The sequence below is a fragment of the Zarconia sp. genome (assembly GCF_057467645.1).
In genome coordinates this window covers 35,127-55,448 of sequence record NZ_JBRJXU010000006.1, presented here as the reverse complement: position 1 = coordinate 55,448, position 20,322 = coordinate 35,127, and the positions used below count along the sequence as shown (strand labels likewise).

Below are 20,322 nucleotides of genomic sequence, written 5' to 3'. Positions count from 1 at the left end.
GTCGATCGAATTAGAGAGCCTCTATCAGCGACTGCCGAATCGCGATCGCTGCTACTGGTTTTTAAATTAATTATTAACGGGTAAAAAATCTCGTTTTAACCAGAATATGAGGTAATCAAGATGCTCACACTACCCGTCAATTAAAACTTGAAAAAGCACTACTCATATCCGAAACAAATTTATAATGAAGAAGAAAATCGTTAGTATCGCCCTCAAAGCTAATGTCCTTGGCAAGTTGGGTCTGACTTATGGTTTTCTGGGAGAATACGATCGGGCGCTCGAGTTGCACCAGCAATCTTTATATTTTGCGCGCAGAAGTTGCGATATCATCCTCGAAGCCGAGGCTCTTTTAAATTTGGGGATTACCTATCATTTCCTGGGAGAATACAAGCAGGCAAGCGAGTTTTGCGGTCAATCTATAGACATCGGGATTAAGACTGGCGATGCGTGGCTTGAAACCAGCGGCTATCTTGATCTGGACTATTTTCTCATTCTTCAAGGACAATACAAATGGGGCACTCAATTGCTACGTCAATCGTTAGATAGGGCACAGGATATGGATGATGCCGCGATGGAAGCTTGCGCTCTTAATAATTTGGGTCTGGCTCATTCAAAACGTGAAGAGTACAAACGGGCGATCGAATATTACGATCGAGCTTTTGCGATTCGGCAACAAATAATCGATACACCGGAGATGAAAAATTTTCTCAAAGGTTTCGGTCGGGTTTGTACGACACTCAAAACTAATCAAGAGTCGATTGAATATTGCAAAGAATATATGGCAATTGCGATCCAAATCGGCGATCGTCAATTAAAAACTGAAACATCGATCGAGTTAGATTTTGCTTATACCAATTGGGGTAAAAATATCCAAATGGTTGAGTCATTAAAAGAAGTTGTACTCTTAACACAAGATATCGACGATATTCAATTGGAAGAGGAGGTTCGCCAACTCGTGTCTTTTGTTCGAGAGTGAAAAGTCTTTTTGATTTTAAACCCTTATTTTCTCTACCCATTCATCGATCGCCCACTAAGGTAAACGCCGCCCAGTCGCGGGGGTTGGGGTGAGTTTCCATCATCGTCAGCATTGCGTTTCGCAGGGCAGTTGCCTTATCGCCACTCTCTTGCCAGTTCTGGTAGAATGCAATGGTTAAATCGGCAGTCGGCGCGTCGGGAACCGCCCACAAAGAGACGATCGCACTTTCAACTCCCGCAGACAGCAAAGCGCGAGATAAGCCGATCGCCCCATCCCCGGTAATCCTGCCTTGGCCGGTATTGCAAGCGCTTAAAAACACCAATTCCGCATCCAGATTCAGCTCGAAAATCTCCTCCGCACTCAGCCAGCCATCCCTGCCATCTCCCGGAGATAAGGCGATCGCGCTGCCGATGCCCCGGCGATCGTCCAGTTTGCCGTGGGTGGCGAGGTGGATGATTTGGGCGGTTTCCATCCGTTCGATGACAGCGGTTTCCGTTGCCTCGCCGCCGATGAGGGCTTCGGTTCCCAGCATCCGGGCAATGGCTTCGGCTTCGAGTTCTGCATTCGGTAGCGGTATCAACGGCTGAGGCACTTCCCCCGGAATCGCCGCCGCATTCGGCATGGTTGGATTCCCCACAATTAATGCTTCCCCCCATCTCCCCCTCTCTCCATTTCCCCCTCTCCCAGACAGTTCCAATGCCTGAATCGAGGGCGCACTCAGCATTGTATGACGTTTGACGAGGTAGGTTCCCTCCGCATCTTGGAGGGCGGGGAAGGGGACGAGAAACAGTTCCTGATGGGGGATGAAGACGATCGCATCTTCGGGGTTTTGGGGCAGTAAATCGGCGATCGGATCGATGAGGAGTTGGTGGAGTTGCACCAGGCGCGGATCGAAGCGACGCAGGGAGTCTACCTTATCGAGGACATCGGACATTGGGCGATCGATGGGGGGAATGGCTTCGTTCCAGGAGGGAAACCGCAGAGACAGGAGATCGTTTTCCTCATCGACGGCAACCACTTCCCAGGGTTCGCTTTCTGGGGCATCGCTATGGAGTTTAACCCGATCGCCGGGGGCAAAAGCGAGAGACGCAGAGTTGGCATCTACTCCCCTGACTCCCAGAGATTCCCGACTCGTCGCCACCAAATCTTCCAGGGATACAGAACCTAAATCCACTTGGCGAAAGTCAACGTCTCCAGTCGGTGAAATCACCCAGATGAAGAGTTCCGCATCCCGGAGATGGCGGGTTCCCCCAGTTTCAAAGATTTTGCGCCGGATGGTGTAGGATACCAGGGTGGCATTGCGCGATCGAGCAACGTCTTGAATTTGAGAGAGGTTGGGGGCGGTAATTTCCGGGGTTGTTCCCGGCGATAACCGTCCGGCAAGTAACTCCACAAACGCCCGCGCCCGCCCCCGTTCGACGATTTCTAAGGCCCGATCGAACTCTCCCTGACTCACCAAATTTTCATACAGGGTACTGTAAGTGGTGTCGTGGGTTTCAAAAATCGCCACTTTCGATAGATCGTCTGAGAGATCGTCATTCCCCAAATCTTTGCGCAGGGATTCCCACCGTTCGATCGCCCCCATCAGCATTTGGTTCGATTCCCGGATGCGTCCCGCTTGGTAGAGGGCATCGCCTAAATTACTGAGGGAGCGGGCTTCCAGGACGCGATCGCCCGTTGCTTCTGCCAATGCCAAACTTTGCCGGTGAGACTCCACCGCCCGATCGAATTGCTGTTGGGCGTAGTAGGCTAAGCCTAGATTATCCCAAGTGCGTGCTGTACTGACGCGATCGACCGTTTCTTGGGCAATTGCCAAACTTTGCTGGTGGTATTCGATGGCGCGATCGTAATCGGTACGGGCGTAGTAGGCGAGTCCCAGATTCGACAGGGCGCGGCTTTCGGTGGCGCGGTTGCCGGTTTCTCGCGCTAAATCTAAGCTTTGCTGATGGTATTCGATGGCGCGATCGAATTGTTTTCGGGCGTGGGCAATCAGTCCCAAGTTTCCCAAAATCTGTGCTTTTTCTGCCCGATTCTCGCCCATGAGTACCAAACTTTCCTGGTAGTAAGATTCGGCAAGTTCGTACTCCCCAATGGTTCCGTATGCTGCCCCCAACCCGCTTAGGGCTTGGCTTTGCCCGATAGAATCCGCGCGATCTTGTGCCAGAGTCAGCCGTTGCTGGTGAAATTCGATCGCCCGGTTGTAATATCCAGTGGCGTGGTAGGCAACGCCCAGGTTGTGCAAGGCATAGCCTTCGCGCGCTTCATCTCCCACTTGCCTCGCAAATTGGAGGTTTTGTCGGTAACAAGCGATCGCTTCGGTGTAGTCGGTTGGGGATTGCGGTAGGGGAATGCCAGATTCTTTGCCTAAAAGTTCGGTGTCGGCGAGGCAGTTGGTAACGCCTAATGCCAAAACGGTGAGGCGATCGCGTTGTCTGGGATTAGAGACTTGGGTGATGCTGGTTCCTTCCCAGTCAGGAGAATCCGGGCGATCGATTTCGGCGTTGGGTTCTTCGACGGTGACGGGGGTTGTTGCGGGTGATGGATCGGCGATGGGTGTTTCTGAGGGAGATGGAGGAAGATTGACAGAATTGGATTCGGGCACTGAGGATGGGTTACTTTGCGGCGGGTTTTGTATCGGTGTTGCAATCGTTTCTGATACTGGAGGAAGTACAACAACATTCTGGGAAGCCTCTTCATCGGTAACCGCGATTGGTAAAGAAGTCCCAGTTTCTGGTATCGATGTGTCTGTTGAAGGCGATGGGTTATTCATCACGGGTGACTCAACCGCAACTGGATTATTTCCAGAAGGCAATCCCGGTGTTGAAGTGGTACTGCTATCTGGAGACATCTCTACCGGTGAAGGAGTCAGATTGCCATTGTCGGAAAATTCCGCAGATACCAGATCGAGCATCTCGGGAACGGGCATTTCCGTTTCGATGGGTGTATCTAGGGGTGGCGATATCGTGGGTGGGGCGATCGAGACGAAACTGGGCGCTTCTAGAGGCGGTGGCGGACTCGATCCCCCCTCAATGAAACCGCGTAGCGCTATATTTTCCGAACCACCATGGGCATTAATATTGTCCGGCGTAACGATGTCGGTAGCATCGAGAAGAATATCAGCCTCAGACCCGGTATCGATCAACCCCCCACTAATATCGATCGTCCCATCTAAAATTTCCCGACTGACAATGGTAATATCGCCGCCATTAGTTTCCACATCAGCGGTGGAGATGTTGCCCCCCAGGGTGTAGAGGGTAATCTCAGAACCCCCTGCATTCTCAGAAGCCGCGCGAACTGTACCATCACGGGTATCGATATCTCCTTCAATACTCGTGACATCAATCTCCCCAGCCGTCATTCCCGAAGAGTTGAGATTCGCCGTTTCGATATTGCCTTCGGCGACAAGGGTGATACTGCCGCCATTACCATCGGGACTTGTGGCGATCGCATCCCCAGTCGTAATTCGGCGAGGAGAGGCGGGGGGTGAATTATCAAAACCCAAATCGAGATCCGGCGATGGAATGGCGACGATAAATTCCGGTTCGGGTTCCGGTTCTGGGGAAGGGGTGGTAAAGACAAATCCCAGACTGGGTTCGGGGGTATTATCTAGTTCGAGAAATGGGATAGTAACGATAAATCCTGGTGTTGCTTCAGGTTCGGGTTCCGGTTCGGGATCTGAGGATGGACTTCCGAACGCAATCTCATCGTTAATTCCCCCAATCGGCGGACTCGGTGGGGGTTCGGGAACCTCGATCGAGGTATCCGCCGCGTAGAACAAGATATTCCCCGCATCCGCTGCCATCGATGACGCATCCACGGTTCCCAAATGAGTATCGATCGCCCCCATCTCGCTAAATAGGGTAATATCGCCGCCATCGCCACTCACACTCGACGCATTCAAATCGTCGGTAACAATATCCTCCATCGCCTGAAGAACGATCGCACCGCTATCTCCCCCGCTAATACCCGTATCGATCGCCCCAGTCGCCGCAATTCCCCCCTGGCTGCTGTTGAAATATACCGTCCCGCCATTGGAGGTTACCGCCTCGGTTTCGATATCCCCTTCCGCCTGCAAAATAATCGGGCCGCCGATACCCTCTGCATCGATCGTCAGGTTGCCAGTGGTAATTCCTGGATTCGACGACGCCGTTGCCGCCGCCTCGAACTCGACCCCCTCCTCCACTTGCGGCGTTCCCGGCATCGCCGTAGCCTCCTGTGATGGCAACATCCCGGCACGCAATATCAGGACGGGTTCGGCCGAAATTGCCGGATCGATGCCGTTGACGGTAATATCCTCCGCCTCAATGCTACCCGCCGCTTCCACCACCAAAGATGGCCCGGTATAGGTTCCAAACGTCACATCCCCATCGGCGTAGATAACCGGATCGAACAAGCTAAAAAACGCACCGGGATTGCCCGCTGCATCCTCGATCGAAAAATTCCCCCCCACGCGATAGTGAGTGTCGCCAGAAATAAAGCCGCCACTGGCAAGTTGCAAATCCCCACCGCTAGTTAGGGGGGTTTCCGGGTGGTTGAGGGCTAAAATATCGATGCCGAGATTGGCGGCGATCGAAAAATCTCCCCCAGCTTGGGCGATAAAAGGATGTTCCACGCTGTCGCGAATTCGTACCGTTTCTGCGGCAAATAAACTTAAATCTCCCGTCGTCGTAATATTGCTTTCTTGTAAAATCGAATTTCCCGTAGCAGAGAGAAGTAAATTCCCCGTTTCGATCGCCGAATCTGCCACGACGATATCCCCCGCGTCTACCTGGAATCCCGAGCCCGTTAAGCGAACGATACCGTTTTCTTCTACGGCAATTTGACTCTCTGTATTCACTTCCCCGACCGTCAGCAATTCCGGTAGAGATAGGGGATTCAAGCTGGGGGGTAAACCTAAAGAATTGGGAGAATGAATTTCGAGCGAGAGTACGTTTCCCGGAAGACTCGCCCGAACGATCGAATCTCCCGGAACTGAGATTATCGAAATTTCACCGTCGAGCGATCGCAACTCTCCCACATTGGCGATCGTCCCAGCAATCAAATTAATATTATTCCCGGCAAAAACCTCTAAATTTCCAGTATTGATAATCGAACCTGGCTGGGCGATCGCAAATTCAAACGAATTCGGCGTTCCCACCAAATCTCCCCAGGAATTCTCTCCCAATGCCGCAAAGCTACCACTTTCAAATCCAATCCCCGTCGCCGTCGTCGCCGTAAAGTCTCCGCCAACGTTTAAACTGGCATTCGCCCCAAAAATAATCCCCGCCGGATTGATGAGAAATAAGTTCGCATCTCCCCCCGAAACTTGTAACAATCCATCAATTAACGAAGCATTGCTCCCCGTTACGCGACCTAAAATATTTTCAATTTCTGGACTTGCCAAAAAGTTGGCAATCTGTGCTTCAGAAATGCCAAATTCTTCAAAACTATGGAAAAGGTTACTACCATCATCTGAAGTCTGTCCGCCTTGAATATCAATGCGATCGCCTTCTGGGGTAACCAACGTTCCCGTTCCGTCTCCAGCGGGAATAATTTGGGCGATCGCATGCTTGGGCAATCCCCAAATCAGGAGCGGTATCAGAGAAAAGGCGATCGGGATATTTCTGAGAAAGCTGGAATATTTCATTTTTTGATTCGCAAACACACCAGAATTTAAATTTCCAGAAAGTTATTTATCATGTCAAAACGACTTTCTGATGTTTAGATAAATTCACCCCAATCGCATCTTGACTTAGCTATATCTTATTTAAACAAAAAATTGCAGATCGTATTTTTAAACTAGGGCGTTTAAAATAGAAAACTTAAAGACCCTCTTCAAAAAGAGAATTTAGGTAAATCATATATACCTCATTTCTGAGATAAATTCTCCATTTTTAAAAAATTATTCATATAGCAATAGTTCCGATACAAAATCATCTAAACCGACTGCTGGATGTTGCAATAAATTCGACCACAGCTCTAACAATGCCTCATCTTCTCGATTGCGAGAACGCAACTGCGCCAGTTCCATCAATGCTTCGTGCCAGATACCATTTTCTGCATATAAATCGACTCTTTCGATCGGGGAAGCTGCTGCCAAGCGATCGCTCGCGTCTGCATCCAATGCCACTCGCAATATAACTCCCGTATCCGTCACGTAATCGGGAGAATCTTGTCCGTTGCAATATCCAAAGAACCGCCAGCGATACTTGCGTCCGATTTCCAAGGGCGGTGCGTCTTCTGGAAGCTGAAACTGAATTAATCCCGTCCCAGTTTCCAACGTAAAGACAGTGCGATAAATCTCCGCTTTTGTATTTTCATCGCGCAACACAAATTCAATTTGCTCGCTGTCGGGGAATGGATAGGGAACGTATAGCAAAAATGTCGGATATTCCGCCGTCGTCCATCCCAAATTCGTAGCTGGAATCAGGGCTTGAAACGATTTGTCCGATTCCGGGCACAAACCCTGACGACTCGCCGCATCATCGAGATTTTCTTCCGGCGCACCGTCGTTGGGGGGAACGAACTCCCACGCCTGGCGAGAAGCGGGTGCTACGGAAGGATTTCGAGATCGTGCCGCTGCTATCGGTATCCTACCCCACAGCACCAGTGCTAGAGTATAGGCAAACAATTGACAGATTCTTGCAGATTTCATCATCATTACGTTCTTCGCATAGTACCATCACCATAGAACGATCGACCGGGCGTTTAGCGCTTTCCACTCTCTTTTGCGCTCAACCAGATCCCTCACTCTATTTCAGTCCCGTTAACCGGTTTAAAAGTTTCCGGTTTCTGTCGATCTGGGCGATCGCTCCTTCAAAGTTTGCAATTTTTATCCCTTCTCATCAAGCCATCGAATAATGCGATCGCGCTCGTTGCATTTGCCTAGATACTAGGAACGACAAGGAGAAATTATGCAGCCTCAGAACGATGAAAATGTTGCTGAGAGGGTGGCGATGGTAAGAATCTAAACTTTTGATGAGGGGCGATCGCTCGCATCAACCGTCACTGAATCCTGAGTGTTATATCAACTCAGTAACGATTGAAGTGTTGCGAAAATAATTCAATGAAAAACATGAAATGGCGCACAGTTATCGGATTAATTTTGGTTTGGATAGCCGCTATTTTAAATTGGCAATGGATGTGGGGTTTTCTATTCTTACTATGGATAATTCCTGACTTATTTACTGGCATAACATACTTCATGGAACCGATCTCAAAAAAAGATAACCCGATTCTCTATTGGTTAATTCTGATATCTTGGGTAATTCTCAGTATTTTAAACATCGCAACCGCATTCGAATAAAGGAGGATTGATATGAAAAATAATAAACCGCTGCCCGTTCTTCCGATTGAAGCCTATACCTCACAAGAATGGTTTGAAAAAGAACTAAAATATATTTTTAGTGAGACATGGCAGTTTGCCGGGTTCGTTGAAGATTTAAACGAACCCGGAGACTATATTACCGTTCAAGCCGGATTAAATAATATCTTGGTTGTCTATAGTGAAGAGCGGAAGTTCAAAGCATTTCATAATGTTTGTCGTCATCGAGGCACCCAACTTTTAAGAGCTGTGGGTAAGGGACGGAAATTTATTACTTGTCCTTATCATGACTGGACATACACTTTAGATGGAGCCTTATCGGCAGTGCCCGAACGCAAAACTCAATTTCCGAATTTGGATATGAGCCAACTCTGTCTCCACAAAGCCTCCGTCGGAGTTTGGCGAGGTATGATTTTTGTCCATCCCAATGCAGAAGCAGAGCCTCTCAGCCATTGGTTTGCGGGCATTGAACCCTATTTAGGTCCTCATCAACCTGAGAAATTAATGGAATATAAACAAGGGCGATTGCGTCATGAAATTCAGGCGAATTGGAAAATTGTCCTAGAAAATTATATTGATGGGTATCATTTAAGTCATCTCCACTCAGATACTCTGTTTATGTACGCTCATCACCAACAAAAAACAGGGTTTGTGGGAAACCATTTTTATTTTTATGAGCCGCTTGCCAAGGATTATGCTGCAGATCTGAAAAATAATTCACCTTACCCCTTAATCGAGGGGATTCCTGCAGAGAAAATGGGAGCTTATGTCCCAATGCTATTTCCCAATTTGGGATTATCAGAAACTGAATCAACCTGGTCGATCTTCCATATTACTCCTGTCGCTCCAGAGAAATGTATCGTGGAAATCCGGAGTAAAATTATGCCCGTTTCCGATTGGGAATTTCAAGCGCAAGAGTGGAAGTCTTGGAATTACTTCAAATCTCGTCAAGGAGATAAATATAAAACGGGCGATAAAAACGATCCGATGGCATCGGGAGACTTTATGGCAGAAGATATTTATGTTTGCGAACAACAGCAAAAATCTTTAAAATCGCCATATTTCTCTGTTGGTGCAATCGCTAAGGATTTAGAACAGTCTGTTTATCAATATCAGAGAAATTTACTTGATTATCTCGAAGGACTATCTTAGTTCTGTTGTTGTGATGTGAATTTTTTCTGCCGTCTGAGAAAAGAGTAAAGCTTGCTGCTGAATAGAACTCGATCGCAGTCTTAGACCATCTTGAAATATTTAAAATTTGTTACATAGATTGCCCTAAAGATGACAAAATATGCTTTTGCATATTATCGATCGTGTTCTGCCAATGTATGTGCGATCGCAATTGTGTAAAAATTGTGTAAAAGTTATGTGAAAGTAATCTATGCTAAATACATCGTCAGCATTCTGTTCGACACTGACCTAAAATAACTTGTCACTTTGCACAAAAATGTAATCTTCTTCGATCGATAACATCGCCCCTCTTTCGGCTTTGGGTAATGCAAATTTCTGCAACTTATCGCATTATTTAAGAGGCAGTAGACAATTTCAAAACCGTCTATTCTCAGTGCTGCAAAACCTTGAAATTCCGTAGATGGGAGAACGCACGAGAGGTGACAGTTCAAGTACCGGTGAGGTTGGCAAACTGCGGTCTTCAGAATCCTGATTGACTGGAATTATCAACTCGATGCATCCCACGGATTATGGCAGCTCTTTCTTATCTCAATACCCTATCTCTCCCAGACATTAGCGAATTTATTAAATTTACCCTTGAGGTTTATTCAAACAAAGTCACACATGTCTGGAGTCTACTGTCAATCTTTATTGATTGAAATATTTGTAAAGAAATAAATTACTTGGATTCCGCCGAGCTACAATTTCAGGAATCTCACAACTCAACTCTGTTGCTAACCATCAACCGGTATCGGAATTATCGACAATGAGCCAGAAAAAAGTTCCCAACCTCTACGCCTCCAACTCTGACAAAATTCAACTCGGAGCCTTTACCAATGAACTGATGTGGAATCTGATGCTGCGCGACCAGCTCGAAAAGGAACAATACGAGACCGTCCCTCGAAAACAGAAAAAATCTCGTTATTCTTAATCGATAGAATTTGAAAAATATTGAATAGAATAAACATCCTCGCGATCGCCTTTAGATGTAGTTCGGTTACTGCTTCTTTGGGCGATTGTCCGTATTAAAACCCATCTATCGTCGTATCCATGACGGCACTTGTGATAGTCAGCTTGGGAGGCTGCAGAGGCTTCGGGGGTTTCGGGGGCAAGACTTCCGGGTTAACGACACAATTGTCCGGCATTGTCTGCGCGCTTGACTCCTACGAGACCGTTACAGTTTGTGTAACGCGGCATCTATTTCCCGATCGCAACCGACATACTAAATACACCGAGAACCCACTCGCGATGTGATTTAGCCGGTAACGAAACCATGAGATTTCCCGATGCCCGCGATTATCAAATCCTCTTTCTCGCCTTATTTTTATTCCTCGGGATTAGTACCCGAGATTGGACCCTGCGATGGGATGTGATGTTAGTGGCGATTGTCAGTTGTTGCAGCACCCAACTGCTATTTTCCCTTTTCGTGTCGCCACGGATGTCTGGCCATCAACCCAAAAGCCAATCGGACCCATCTCCACCCGCTTCATCTCATCCCAAACGAGACCGATTGATTCATTCTCTCTGGTCACTCCGCAGTGCTCTAATTACCGCTTTGGGACTATGCTTGCTACTGCGGGCGAACGAACCCACGACGATGGCAATCGCTGGATGTTTGGCAATTGCGAGTAAATTCCTGTTCCGAGTTCGCGGCAAACACTTCTTCAACCCGGCCAACTTCGGCATTATCGCTGCACTGCTACTCACCTCCGATGCCTGGGTGTCTCCGGGACAGTGGGGTACCGATTGGTGGTACTTGCTGCTGTTTGCTGGAACCGGGGGAATGGTGTTGCAAAAGGTGGGACGCTGGGATACCTCAGCCGCCTTTTTCGCGGTCTACGCCGGACTCGAAGCCATCCGCAACCTCTGGCTGGGACAGGGTTGGGACGTTTGGGCGCATCAACTCAGCAGCGGTTCTCTATTGCTATTTGCCTTATTTATGCTCACCGACCCGCGATCGATTCCCAACGCCCGCATCGCCCGTCTGCTGTGGGCAGTTGCCATTGCCGGACTGGCATTCGTCCTCCAGCATCAACTCTACCTCTCCACCGCAATCTTCTGGGCGCTATTCCTCCTCTCCCCGATGACGATCGTTTTAGATTCGGTTTGGGAGGCCCCGCGTTTTTCCTGGCAGGGGGTTCGCCGTCAGTTTGCTGGATGGGCGAATGGTTGATTGGGGAGAAAATGAAAAATTAAAAATGCGCGCATTCAAAATTTGGAGTTTAGACAAATTTAAATGCTCGAACCGTAAAATCCCGATCTTGATTAAGTTTGAGCGTTTTAAGAACGACTCGGGAATTGAAACCCCAAACAGCAGACTACATGGCTGGTTATAGCCTTCGCGATCGACGTTTTGTCTAAACTCCAGTGACAAATTCACACTTCCCGTTTCACTGCGTCTTTCCCCATCGCCTTGTTTCCCGATCTCCTTTATCCCTCGAATAACAAGAGTTCTTTGTAATGATGCCAATACTTCGTCGAATTGCAATCGCCCTCATTATTGCCGTCGGGGCTGTTTTGTGGCTGGCTTCCCCGGCGTTGGCGTTTTGCGGTTTCTACGTTTCCCAAGCCAATAGCAATTTGTACAACCAAGCCTCTCAAGTGATTATCGCCCGAGATGGCGATCGCACGGTTCTGACGATGGCGAATGACTATCAGGGGGATGTGAATAACTTTGCCTTGGTGGTTCCCGTTCCTGTCTTGCTGACGGAGGAACAAGTGCGCGTTGGCGACCCTACTATTCTCGAACGTCTCGATACTTTTAGCGCGCCGCGATTGGTGGAATATTTTGATGAGAATCCTTGTGCGGTTAACAATATAGAACCGCGTTTGGAGTCACAAACTAATTTTAGAATCGTTAGTTCAGAAGATCGAGAACGCGAGGATGCTCTCCTTGGCGTTACCGTAGAATCCCGCTTCAGCGTCGGGGAATACGATATCGTCATTCTCAGTGCCACGGAATCCAACGGGTTGGAAACATGGCTCGATCGCAACGGTTATCAAATTCCTCCCCAAGCGAGTGAGTTGTTGCAACCCTATATTCGCCAGGAGATGAAATTCTTCGTGGCGAAGGTAAATATAGAGGCATTCAACACCCGCGAGTATCAATCCCTGCGGCCGTTGATGATGGCTTTTGAATCGCCGAAGTTTATGTTACCCATTCGTTTGGGAACTGCAAACGCCCAGCAAGAGCAAGATTTAATCGTCTATTTGCTTTCCCCCAAAGGGCAAATCGAACTCACTAACTACCGCACGGCACAGATTCCCTCCGATGAAGAGGTTCCCGAATTTGTCCAAGACGAGTTTGGCGACTTTTATAAAGCCATGTTCCAAACCAGTCACGATCGCCAACAAAGAAAAGTGGCATTCCTCGAATACGCTTGGGATATGGGATGGTGCGATCCCTGTGCGGCGAATCCTCTCTCGCGGGAGGAGTTGCAACAAGCGGGGGTCTTTTGGCTAGAAAATACACCCAATCGGGGATTTGCCAATAACGTCTTCATCACTCGCCTCCACCTCCGCTATACTCGCGACAAGTTCCCCGAAGACTTGCAGTTCCAGGAAACGGGCAACCGGCAAAATTTCCAAGGACGCTATGTCATTCGCCATCCCTACCAGGGAGAGGATGACGAGTGCGAGGCGATGGAAGAATACCGCAACCAACTGCGGCAGCGACAGGAACGGGAAGTGGAAACCCTCGCGCGGCTGACGGGGTGGGATATCTCGGAGATTCGCGACAAGGTGGATTTTGCCAATAGCAATCCCAAACCCTGGTGGCATAGTATTTGGAATTAGATGACAGCTTAGGCGGCATTATTCATGAGGCTTGAGGAGAATTTATTAAGGTCCGATCGAGCTCGATCGCGAGCAATTTACCCGAAAAACAGTCTGTTTGCGTGAAGTTCGATCGAGATCGGGATTTTCTCGTTGGGTGAAGAATCCAGGTTAGGCCATTTGCGGCCGATCGCAATATTTACTAATAATTGATAAAACTTGACGACTGCAAATGGGTTTTCTCAAAAAATGAGAAGCTCCAGCCAATTTCGATCGCAAACGTTGAACCAGTGTGGCTTGGCTTGTCATCATCACGATCGGGGTACTTTTAAATCGATCGATTCGTCGCAACTGCGCGCAAATCTCATAGCCGTTGGCAATCGGCATCATAGCTTCTACAAAAATCAGCTTTGGCTCGATTTCCATGATTTTTAAAATCGCTTGAGTTGATTCTGGGATTGAAATTAAATGATATTGACAAGATTCAAAAATACATTTCAATAATTTACAATTTGAGACCGATACATCGACGCAAACCACAACCCTCTTGGTCTTGAGACCCACAGACTTTGAAAATGGAATGGAGGGATTCGGAGAGCGGATAAATTTACCCAATTCGGATTGTGAAATATCCGGAACTTTAATCAGCTCGATCCATCCCCGATTAATATAAGGCAAAAGAGATTGAGAGATATAAAAATCACTTCTGCGCAGAAAAAAAGCGATTTCTCTTAATGTATAGTCGCCATTGGCAAACTGAATCAGTTTTTTATAATTTAACAGTGATACAGATTCTTTGAGTTTGATGGCATTAACGATGTGAGGAACCCGATCGGGGAATACCGATCCTAAATTAAAATCTTTCCAAGTTTGAAATTCGGAAATTGCTCGATGTAGAAGAGGTTTAATGGGGACAATCGTTAATTGCAACTTCAAAATATTTAAAGCATCTTGCGGGGTAAAATCGTAGACGATAGACCCGAGTCGATCTTGCTGTAAAATCTCAAAAAACACTTCCACGATCGTCGTTTCAATAATGTGTTGAACATCTTCAAATTTAAGCTTTCCGCGTTTAAAGAAAAATCGAATCGCTTCGTAATCCCATAAATGGCTCGATGTCCCAATATTTCGATCTAAAAGTTGTTCGATTTCCAAATTTGGAGCAAAGCGCCAAAGCAATCGGCGCAATCGTCGCAGACTTCCATCACTACTCGCCCAAATAATTCGACCGGTACAAAGATAAAGTTTCCAAACGGATTGAAAACTAGAACGAATGGTTAAAATACCCGTTGATTTTTGTTGTTCTTGCTCGTTGAGAAAGTAATTTAAACTCGTAGAAACTTGAAGTAGTAGCATAACATCCTGAAACAATTAAAGGGGTCGATAAAATAAAATTGATTGAATCGAAACCGAATAATTGAGTTTTTGATTTTTTAAAATAAATAGTCATTGCCTTAAGATTAAAACGAATTTTAATTAGATATTTTATAAATCTTGATATATTTCGCTAGATTCAAGCACAGTATTAATGTGTTAAAAACATGAATTAAAACGAGTAAAAAATAGATTTGTTCAGTGTTATTTTTTTGTTTAAAAATTTTAAAGATATCTATCTCGATCGAGAAAAAATAGTATTTTGCTTGTTTTAAGCGTAAGTCATACAAATCGAAAATAACCATTAAAAACTAGTAAAATAAATCGAGATATTTTGAGATTTAAAAATCTTATTAGGGTGACTCTTGAAGTAATTGCCAAACCGCATCTAAAACGCGATCGAGATGAAGGGGCTTAGTAATATAAACCTCCACGCCTAGTTCTGCCGCTTGACAATATTGCCAGGGTTCTCGATTGCTCGAACAAACAACCACCGGAATCTGTATCGAGCGTGAATGATTCTTCAACCAATGACATAATTGATAGCCATTCATTCGCGGCATTTCAATATCGGTAATTACTAAATTGGGTGTTTGCCTCTGAATGGCATCAATTGCATCTAAACCATCTGTTGCTACCTTAACTTTCAGACCGTTTTTTTGCAGCAAGTGAGTGAGAATTTTTCGTTCGACCGGGCTATCTTCTACCACTAAAATATAAGTCATTACCGAATTCCGCCTGCGATCGGACAAAGCATTTTCTCTGAGTTGCAAAATATAATATGATGCTTTTAAATAAAATGTCTGTGGGAAAAAGTAATCTTTGTGTCGATCGTTCGAGGTGTGTGTTGCAAAATCTTGCTTTAAGCGTCGAAGAAGCATTGGCGCTACTCGATGCGATTTTGACTCCCAACCGCTTAAGTCAAACTCAAGAAATTGTCTTTCGCCAGTGTTGGCAGGGAAAAACCTATCAAGAAATTGCCGAGAGTGCCGACTACGATGCGGACTACATTCGAGTCGTGGGCGCACGGCTGTGGCACGAGCTTTCAGAGTATTTTGGGGAACGGATCACCAAAAGTAATTTTCGATCGGTCTTGCGGCAGCAATGGCGAGCGCGCAACCAATCTCATGTTGAGGGGACGTTCTTTGAATTTCCCAGGGGACAAGTTCCTCTCAATTCGCCATATTACATCGAGCGTCCCCCGATCGAACTGCAATGCTATCAAAGCATTGTTGAGCCAGGGGCTTTAATTCGCATCGAAGCCCCCCGGCAAATGGGGAAAACCTCATTGATGGCGCGGATATTACAGCGAGCCAGAGAGCGTGGCATGCGGACGGTAACCCTGAGCTTGCAACTGGCAAGTACTGACGTCTTAACGGATCTCACCCGCTTTCTTCGTTGGTTTTGCGCCACGGTTACTCGGGCGCTCGAACGACCCGATCGGCTCCAATCTTACTGGGACGATATCTTCGGCAGTAACTACAATACCACCGATTACTTCGAGAACTACCTGCTCAAGCATATCGAGACTCCTCTCGTACTGGCCTTAGATGAAGTGGATATGGTTTTCGAGCATCCCGAAATCGCCACGGACTTTTTTGGATTGTTGCGCGCCTGGTACGAAAAAGCCAAATATGGCGATGCTCGTAGCGAGATTTGGCAAAAACTGCGCTTAGTCGTCGTCCATTCTACGGAAGTTTACATTCCCCTCGATATCAACCGCTCGCCCTTTAATGTGGGCATCTCCATCGAGTTACCCTCATTTACCCTAGAGCAAGTGAGAGATTTGGCCGCCCGATACGAACTCAACTGGCAAGATTTAGATAAAGAGTCGAGCTTAAGAGAACTCTTAAATTTAGTGGGTGGAAATCCCTATCTCATCCGGTTGGCGCTATACCATCTCAAACATCAAGAACTCGATCTGCGATCGCTCCTGCAAACGGCAACCACCGAAGAGGGCATTTACGGCACTCGCCTGCGGCAGCAACTGGAGTATCTTCAACAGTACCCCCATCTCGCGACCGCCTTTGGGCGCGTCGTCAACACCTCCACCCCCGTCGAACTCGATCCGGTCACGGGTTTTAAGTTACAAAGTCTGGGACTGGTGAAGCTGCAAAATCACCAAGCCATCGCCAGTTGCGAGTTGTACCGTCAGTACTTTAGCGTTTATCTCGACATGAGCTAAGTCTATGGAACCCACGACGACCGGCAGTCGCGCATATCAATACCAAGTGGGGGGGAGTTTGCCCCACGATGCCCCCACCTACGTCCGGCGTCAAGCGGACGAGGACCTGTATCACGCGCTCGTGGATGGGGAATTTTGCTACGTTCTGAGTCCCCGACAGATGGGAAAGTCCAGTTTGCAAGTCCAAACCATCCACCGCTTGCAAAAGGCCGGAATTCGCTGCGGAGTCATCGACATTACCGCGATCGGTTCTCAGCAAGTCACCATCGAACAATGGTATGCCAGTATTGTCGGCAGTTTGGTCAATAGCTTCGGACTCCAAGTGAATTTGAGGTGTTGGTGGCGCGAGCGCGATCGACTCTCTCCAGTCAAGCGCGTGGATGATTTTATCGAACAAGTGCTTCTGGTGGAGATTTCCGAGAAAATCGCCATCTTCATCGATGAAATCGATAGCGTTCTGAGTCTGAATTTCCCGATCGATGATTTTTTTGCCCTGATTCGGGCTTGCTATAATAAGCGTTCGGAATCTTTCGAATATAAACGCTTGAGCTTTACCCTCCTGGGAGTCGCCACGCCGGGGGAGTTGATCGGCGATCCCCAACGCACCCCCTTTAATATCGGACGAGGGATTACGCTCACGGGATTCAACCTGACAGAAGTCCAGCCCCTCGGACGGGGATTGCCCCAGCTGTTCGGAGATTCCGAAGCAGTTCTGCGGCGGGTCTTAAACTGGACGGGCGGTCAACCCTTCCTCACCCAAAAACTGTGCCGCTTGTTGGTGCAAGAAGTGGAACACCGGCAAACTTTGCTCCCCCTCAATGCAAAACAAATTGCCTTCACCCTTGAAAGCATTGTCAGTTTTACCCTCGAAAGCGTCGTCCGCACCCGGATCGTCGAGAATTGGGAAGCCCAAGACGAACCCGAACACCTGAAAACGATTCGCAATCGCATCCTGTATAACGAGAAACGCGCGGTACGGCTGTTGGGACTCTACCAACAAATCTTACACGGGAGTGTGGTGCGCGCCGATGGCAGTGGCGAGCACATCGATTTACTGCTGTCGGGGCTAACCATTGAGAATGGCGGTCGCTTAACAGTGCGCAATCGCATTTATCAGACGGTTTTCGACCTGAATTGGATCGGACAACAATTGAGCACCCTACGGCCCTATGCCGATGCCATCAACGCTTGGTTGCGCGCAAACCGTAAAGACACTTCCTGGCTGTTGGGCGGACAAGCCCTCGTCGAGGCCCAATCCTGGGCGGCAAGCCGGAGTTTGAGCGATCGCGACTATCAATTTCTCGCCGCCAGCCAAGCTCTGGAAAATGAAGCCCTTCAACAGGCCGAAGTCGCTCGCACCCAGGCGGCTGAAGCCCGATTGGCAAAACAGCGAGAGGTCTCTCGATGGCAGCGCTTTGCCCTAGGAACGGTGAGCGTGGCGTTGCTCGTGGCGGCGGCTTTGGGCATCACGGCATTCTTCCAGTACCGCAGGGCGACGATTGAAGAAATTCGGGCGATCGTCGCCACTTCCGAAGAATCCTTTGCCTCTCATCAAAACTTGGATGCCCTCATCGAAGCCTTGCGAGCGCGGCACAAGCTCGAGCAAATGTTCTCCGCCGACCCCCAATTGCAAAATCAAGTCGAAGGCGCCCTGCTGCAAGCAGCCTATCGCACCAAAGAATATAACCATCTTTCCGGTCACAACGGAAGCGTGTACGATGTGGTGTTTAGCCCCGATGGAAAAATCATTGCCTCTGCCGGTCGCGATCGCACCGTCAAACTCTGGCACACCAACGGCAGCCTCCTCTCCACTCTCGAAGGTCACGACGATCGGGTTTTGGGAATCGCATTCAGCCCCGATGGTTCGCAACTAGCCTCAGCGAGTCAAGATGGTACGGTTAAACTGTGGCGATTAGATGGTACCTCGATCGCCACCCTCAAAGGACACAGCGCCGGGGTCACCGATGTGGCCTTTAGCCCCGATAACCAACGACTGGTCTCCGCGAGCGACGATAATACTGTAAAACTCTGGTCCTCTGACGGTCGCTACCTTCAGACCCTCGACAGTCACCAGGATCGGGTTGTGGGAGTCGCATTTAATCCCGAGGGTTCCTTGCTCGCCTCCGCCAGTCAAGACGATACGGTGAAACTTTGGGACTCTCAAGGCAAACTGATTCGCACCATCAGCGGTCACAGTGCGGAGGTCAATGCAGTGGCATTCAGTCCCAACGGCCAGATCCTCGCTACAGCCAGCGACGATAATACCGCCAAACTGTGGACCCTTGACGGCACGCCCTTCGCCACCCTGTCCGGACACCAGGCAGGGGTTGGGAGCGTCACCTTCAGTCGGGACGGTCAACTGGTGGCTTCGGCATCCAACGACGACTCCATTAAGCTTTGGCGATTGGATGGTACGTTGGTGCGCACCTTAGAAGGTCACGTGGAGGAAGTGCTGTCGGTGGCTTTTAGCCCGGATGAAGAAACCATCGCCTCGGCCGGACAAAGTGGTACGATCCACCTGTGGCAGCCGAGCCGAACCTTGTTAACCATCCTCAACGGACATGAGGATGCCGTGGAAAGTTTGGCCTTTAGCCCCGACGGTCAACTGGTGGCTTCGACCTCAGACGATAAAAGCGTCAAACTCTGGAGACGCGATGGCACTTTAGTTTTAGAGTTTAAAGAGCATAGCGATAACGTTGAGGACGTCACCTTCAGCCCCGACGGTCAACTGGTAGCCTCCGCGAGCGAGGATAATACCATTAAAATCTGGAAACTCGACGGTACCCCGATCGCCACCCTCGAAGGTCACACGAATGAAGTGGAGGGGGTCGCCTTTAGCCCCGACGGTCAGCTTCTGGCTTCGGCTTCCGACGATACCACGGTCAAACTCTGGACCCTGGAAGGCACGTTGCTGCATACCATCAAAGGTCATCACGCTCGGGTGGAAGAAGTTGCCTTCAGTCCTAACGGTCGGGTGCTAGCTTCGGCCAGCGGCGATCGCACCGTCAAACTTTGGAACCTCGACGGTCAATTGATAAAAACACTTAACGGTCACAGCCGGGGGGTTGAGGATTTAATTTTCAGCCCGGATGGCGAGCTACTGGCCTCAGCGGGCGAAGATAATACGATTAAACTTTGGGCACCCGATGGCAAGCTCGTTCGGACTTTAGAAGGCCATCAAGATCGCGTTCGCGCCGTTGCCTTCAGTGCCGACGGTAAAACGATCGCCTCGGCGAGTGGAGACAATACCATTAAACTCTGGAGTCGCCATGGAGAGCTACTCAAAACCCTCAACGGTCACAGCTACGGAGTGACCTGCGTGGTGTTCGCCCCTGACGGTCGAACCCTCGCCAGCGGCAGTGTCGATCGCCGCGTGCTGCTGTGGGATCTCGATCGCGTTTTGGAAGTCGAGCAGGTACTCCGCTACGGTTGCGAGTGGATGCAAGATTATCTCAAAACCAATGCCAATCTGCAGCAGAGCGATCGACTCCTGTGCGATGAGATTACCACCATCGATCGGTAAGATCGAGTCGGGTTCAA

11 protein-coding genes are annotated in these 20,322 nt (G+C 48.6%); 7 read left to right on the top strand and 4 right to left on the bottom strand.

All coding sequences use genetic code 11. The features are described 5' to 3' along the window. Positions 1-184 precede the first annotated feature (184 nt). Positions 185-976 (top strand): tetratricopeptide repeat protein, encoded by a 792-nt coding sequence (locus tag AC2215_RS00510; RefSeq protein WP_486807985.1) that lies wholly within the window; start codon positions 185-187, stop codon positions 974-976. 40 nt (positions 977-1,016) lie between these two features. Here AC2215_RS00510 and AC2215_RS00505 read toward each other — a convergent pair whose 3' ends face one another. Then, positions 1,017-6,602 carry a CHAT domain-containing protein gene (locus tag AC2215_RS00505; RefSeq protein WP_486807984.1) on the bottom strand — a complete coding sequence of 1,862 codons (5,586 nt, stop codon included), beginning with the start codon at positions 6,600-6,602 and terminating at the stop codon, positions 1,017-1,019. A 255-nt stretch (positions 6,603-6,857) separates the two neighbouring features. Further along, the gene (locus AC2215_RS00500) at positions 6,858-7,616 is read right to left on the bottom strand and encodes a DUF928 domain-containing protein (protein WP_486807983.1); all 759 of its coding nucleotides are present in this window, start codon (positions 7,614-7,616) and stop codon (positions 6,858-6,860) included. Between the two features lie 657 nt (positions 7,617-8,273). On the opposite strand from AC2215_RS00500, the gene AC2215_RS00495 reads away from it, so the two are divergent. From AC2215_RS00495 to AC2215_RS00480, 4 genes are all read left to right on the top strand, one after another. Continuing rightward, positions 8,274-9,431: an aromatic ring-hydroxylating oxygenase subunit alpha gene (locus AC2215_RS00495; RefSeq protein ID WP_486807982.1), complete on the top strand. Its 1,158-nt coding sequence runs from the start codon at positions 8,274-8,276 to the stop codon at positions 9,429-9,431. A 784-nt stretch (positions 9,432-10,215) separates the two neighbouring features. Then, a complete protein-coding gene (locus tag AC2215_RS00490) occupies positions 10,216-10,380 on the top strand; it encodes a hypothetical protein (protein ID WP_486807981.1) in 165 nt (54 codons plus the stop codon). A 342-nt stretch (positions 10,381-10,722) separates the two neighbouring features. Beyond that, positions 10,723-11,622 carry an RnfABCDGE type electron transport complex subunit D gene (locus tag AC2215_RS00485; protein ID WP_486807980.1) on the top strand — a complete coding sequence of 300 codons (900 nt, stop codon included), beginning with the start codon at positions 10,723-10,725 and terminating at the stop codon, positions 11,620-11,622. A gap of 287 nt (positions 11,623-11,909) precedes the next feature. Next, positions 11,910-13,244 carry a DUF2330 domain-containing protein gene (locus AC2215_RS00480; protein ID WP_486807979.1) on the top strand — a complete coding sequence of 445 codons (1,335 nt, stop codon included), beginning with the start codon at positions 11,910-11,912 and terminating at the stop codon, positions 13,242-13,244. Positions 13,245-13,394: 150 nt separating this feature from the next. Here the strand turns inward: AC2215_RS00480 and AC2215_RS00475 are convergent, their stop codons facing one another. Together AC2215_RS00475 and AC2215_RS00470 are read right to left on the bottom strand one after the other, a co-directional pair. Further along, positions 13,395-14,579, bottom strand: coding sequence for a response regulator (locus AC2215_RS00475; protein ID WP_486807978.1), 1,185 nt, complete (start codon positions 14,577-14,579; stop codon positions 13,395-13,397). A gap of 371 nt (positions 14,580-14,950) precedes the next feature. Then, entirely contained in the window at positions 14,951-15,322 is a 372-nt protein-coding gene (locus AC2215_RS00470; RefSeq protein ID WP_486807977.1) for a response regulator, read from the bottom strand. A gap of 119 nt (positions 15,323-15,441) precedes the next feature. On the opposite strand from AC2215_RS00470, the gene AC2215_RS00465 reads away from it, so the two are divergent. Both AC2215_RS00465 and AC2215_RS00460 read left to right on the top strand, forming a co-directional pair. After that, positions 15,442-16,782: an AAA-like domain-containing protein gene (locus AC2215_RS00465; protein ID WP_486807976.1), complete on the top strand. Its 1,341-nt coding sequence runs from the start codon at positions 15,442-15,444 to the stop codon at positions 16,780-16,782. Between the two features lie 4 nt (positions 16,783-16,786). Next, complete coding sequence (locus AC2215_RS00460; RefSeq protein ID WP_486807975.1) at positions 16,787-20,305, top strand: WD40 domain-containing protein; 3,519 nt, start codon at positions 16,787-16,789, stop codon at positions 20,303-20,305. The last annotated feature ends 17 nt before the right edge of the window (positions 20,306-20,322 follow it).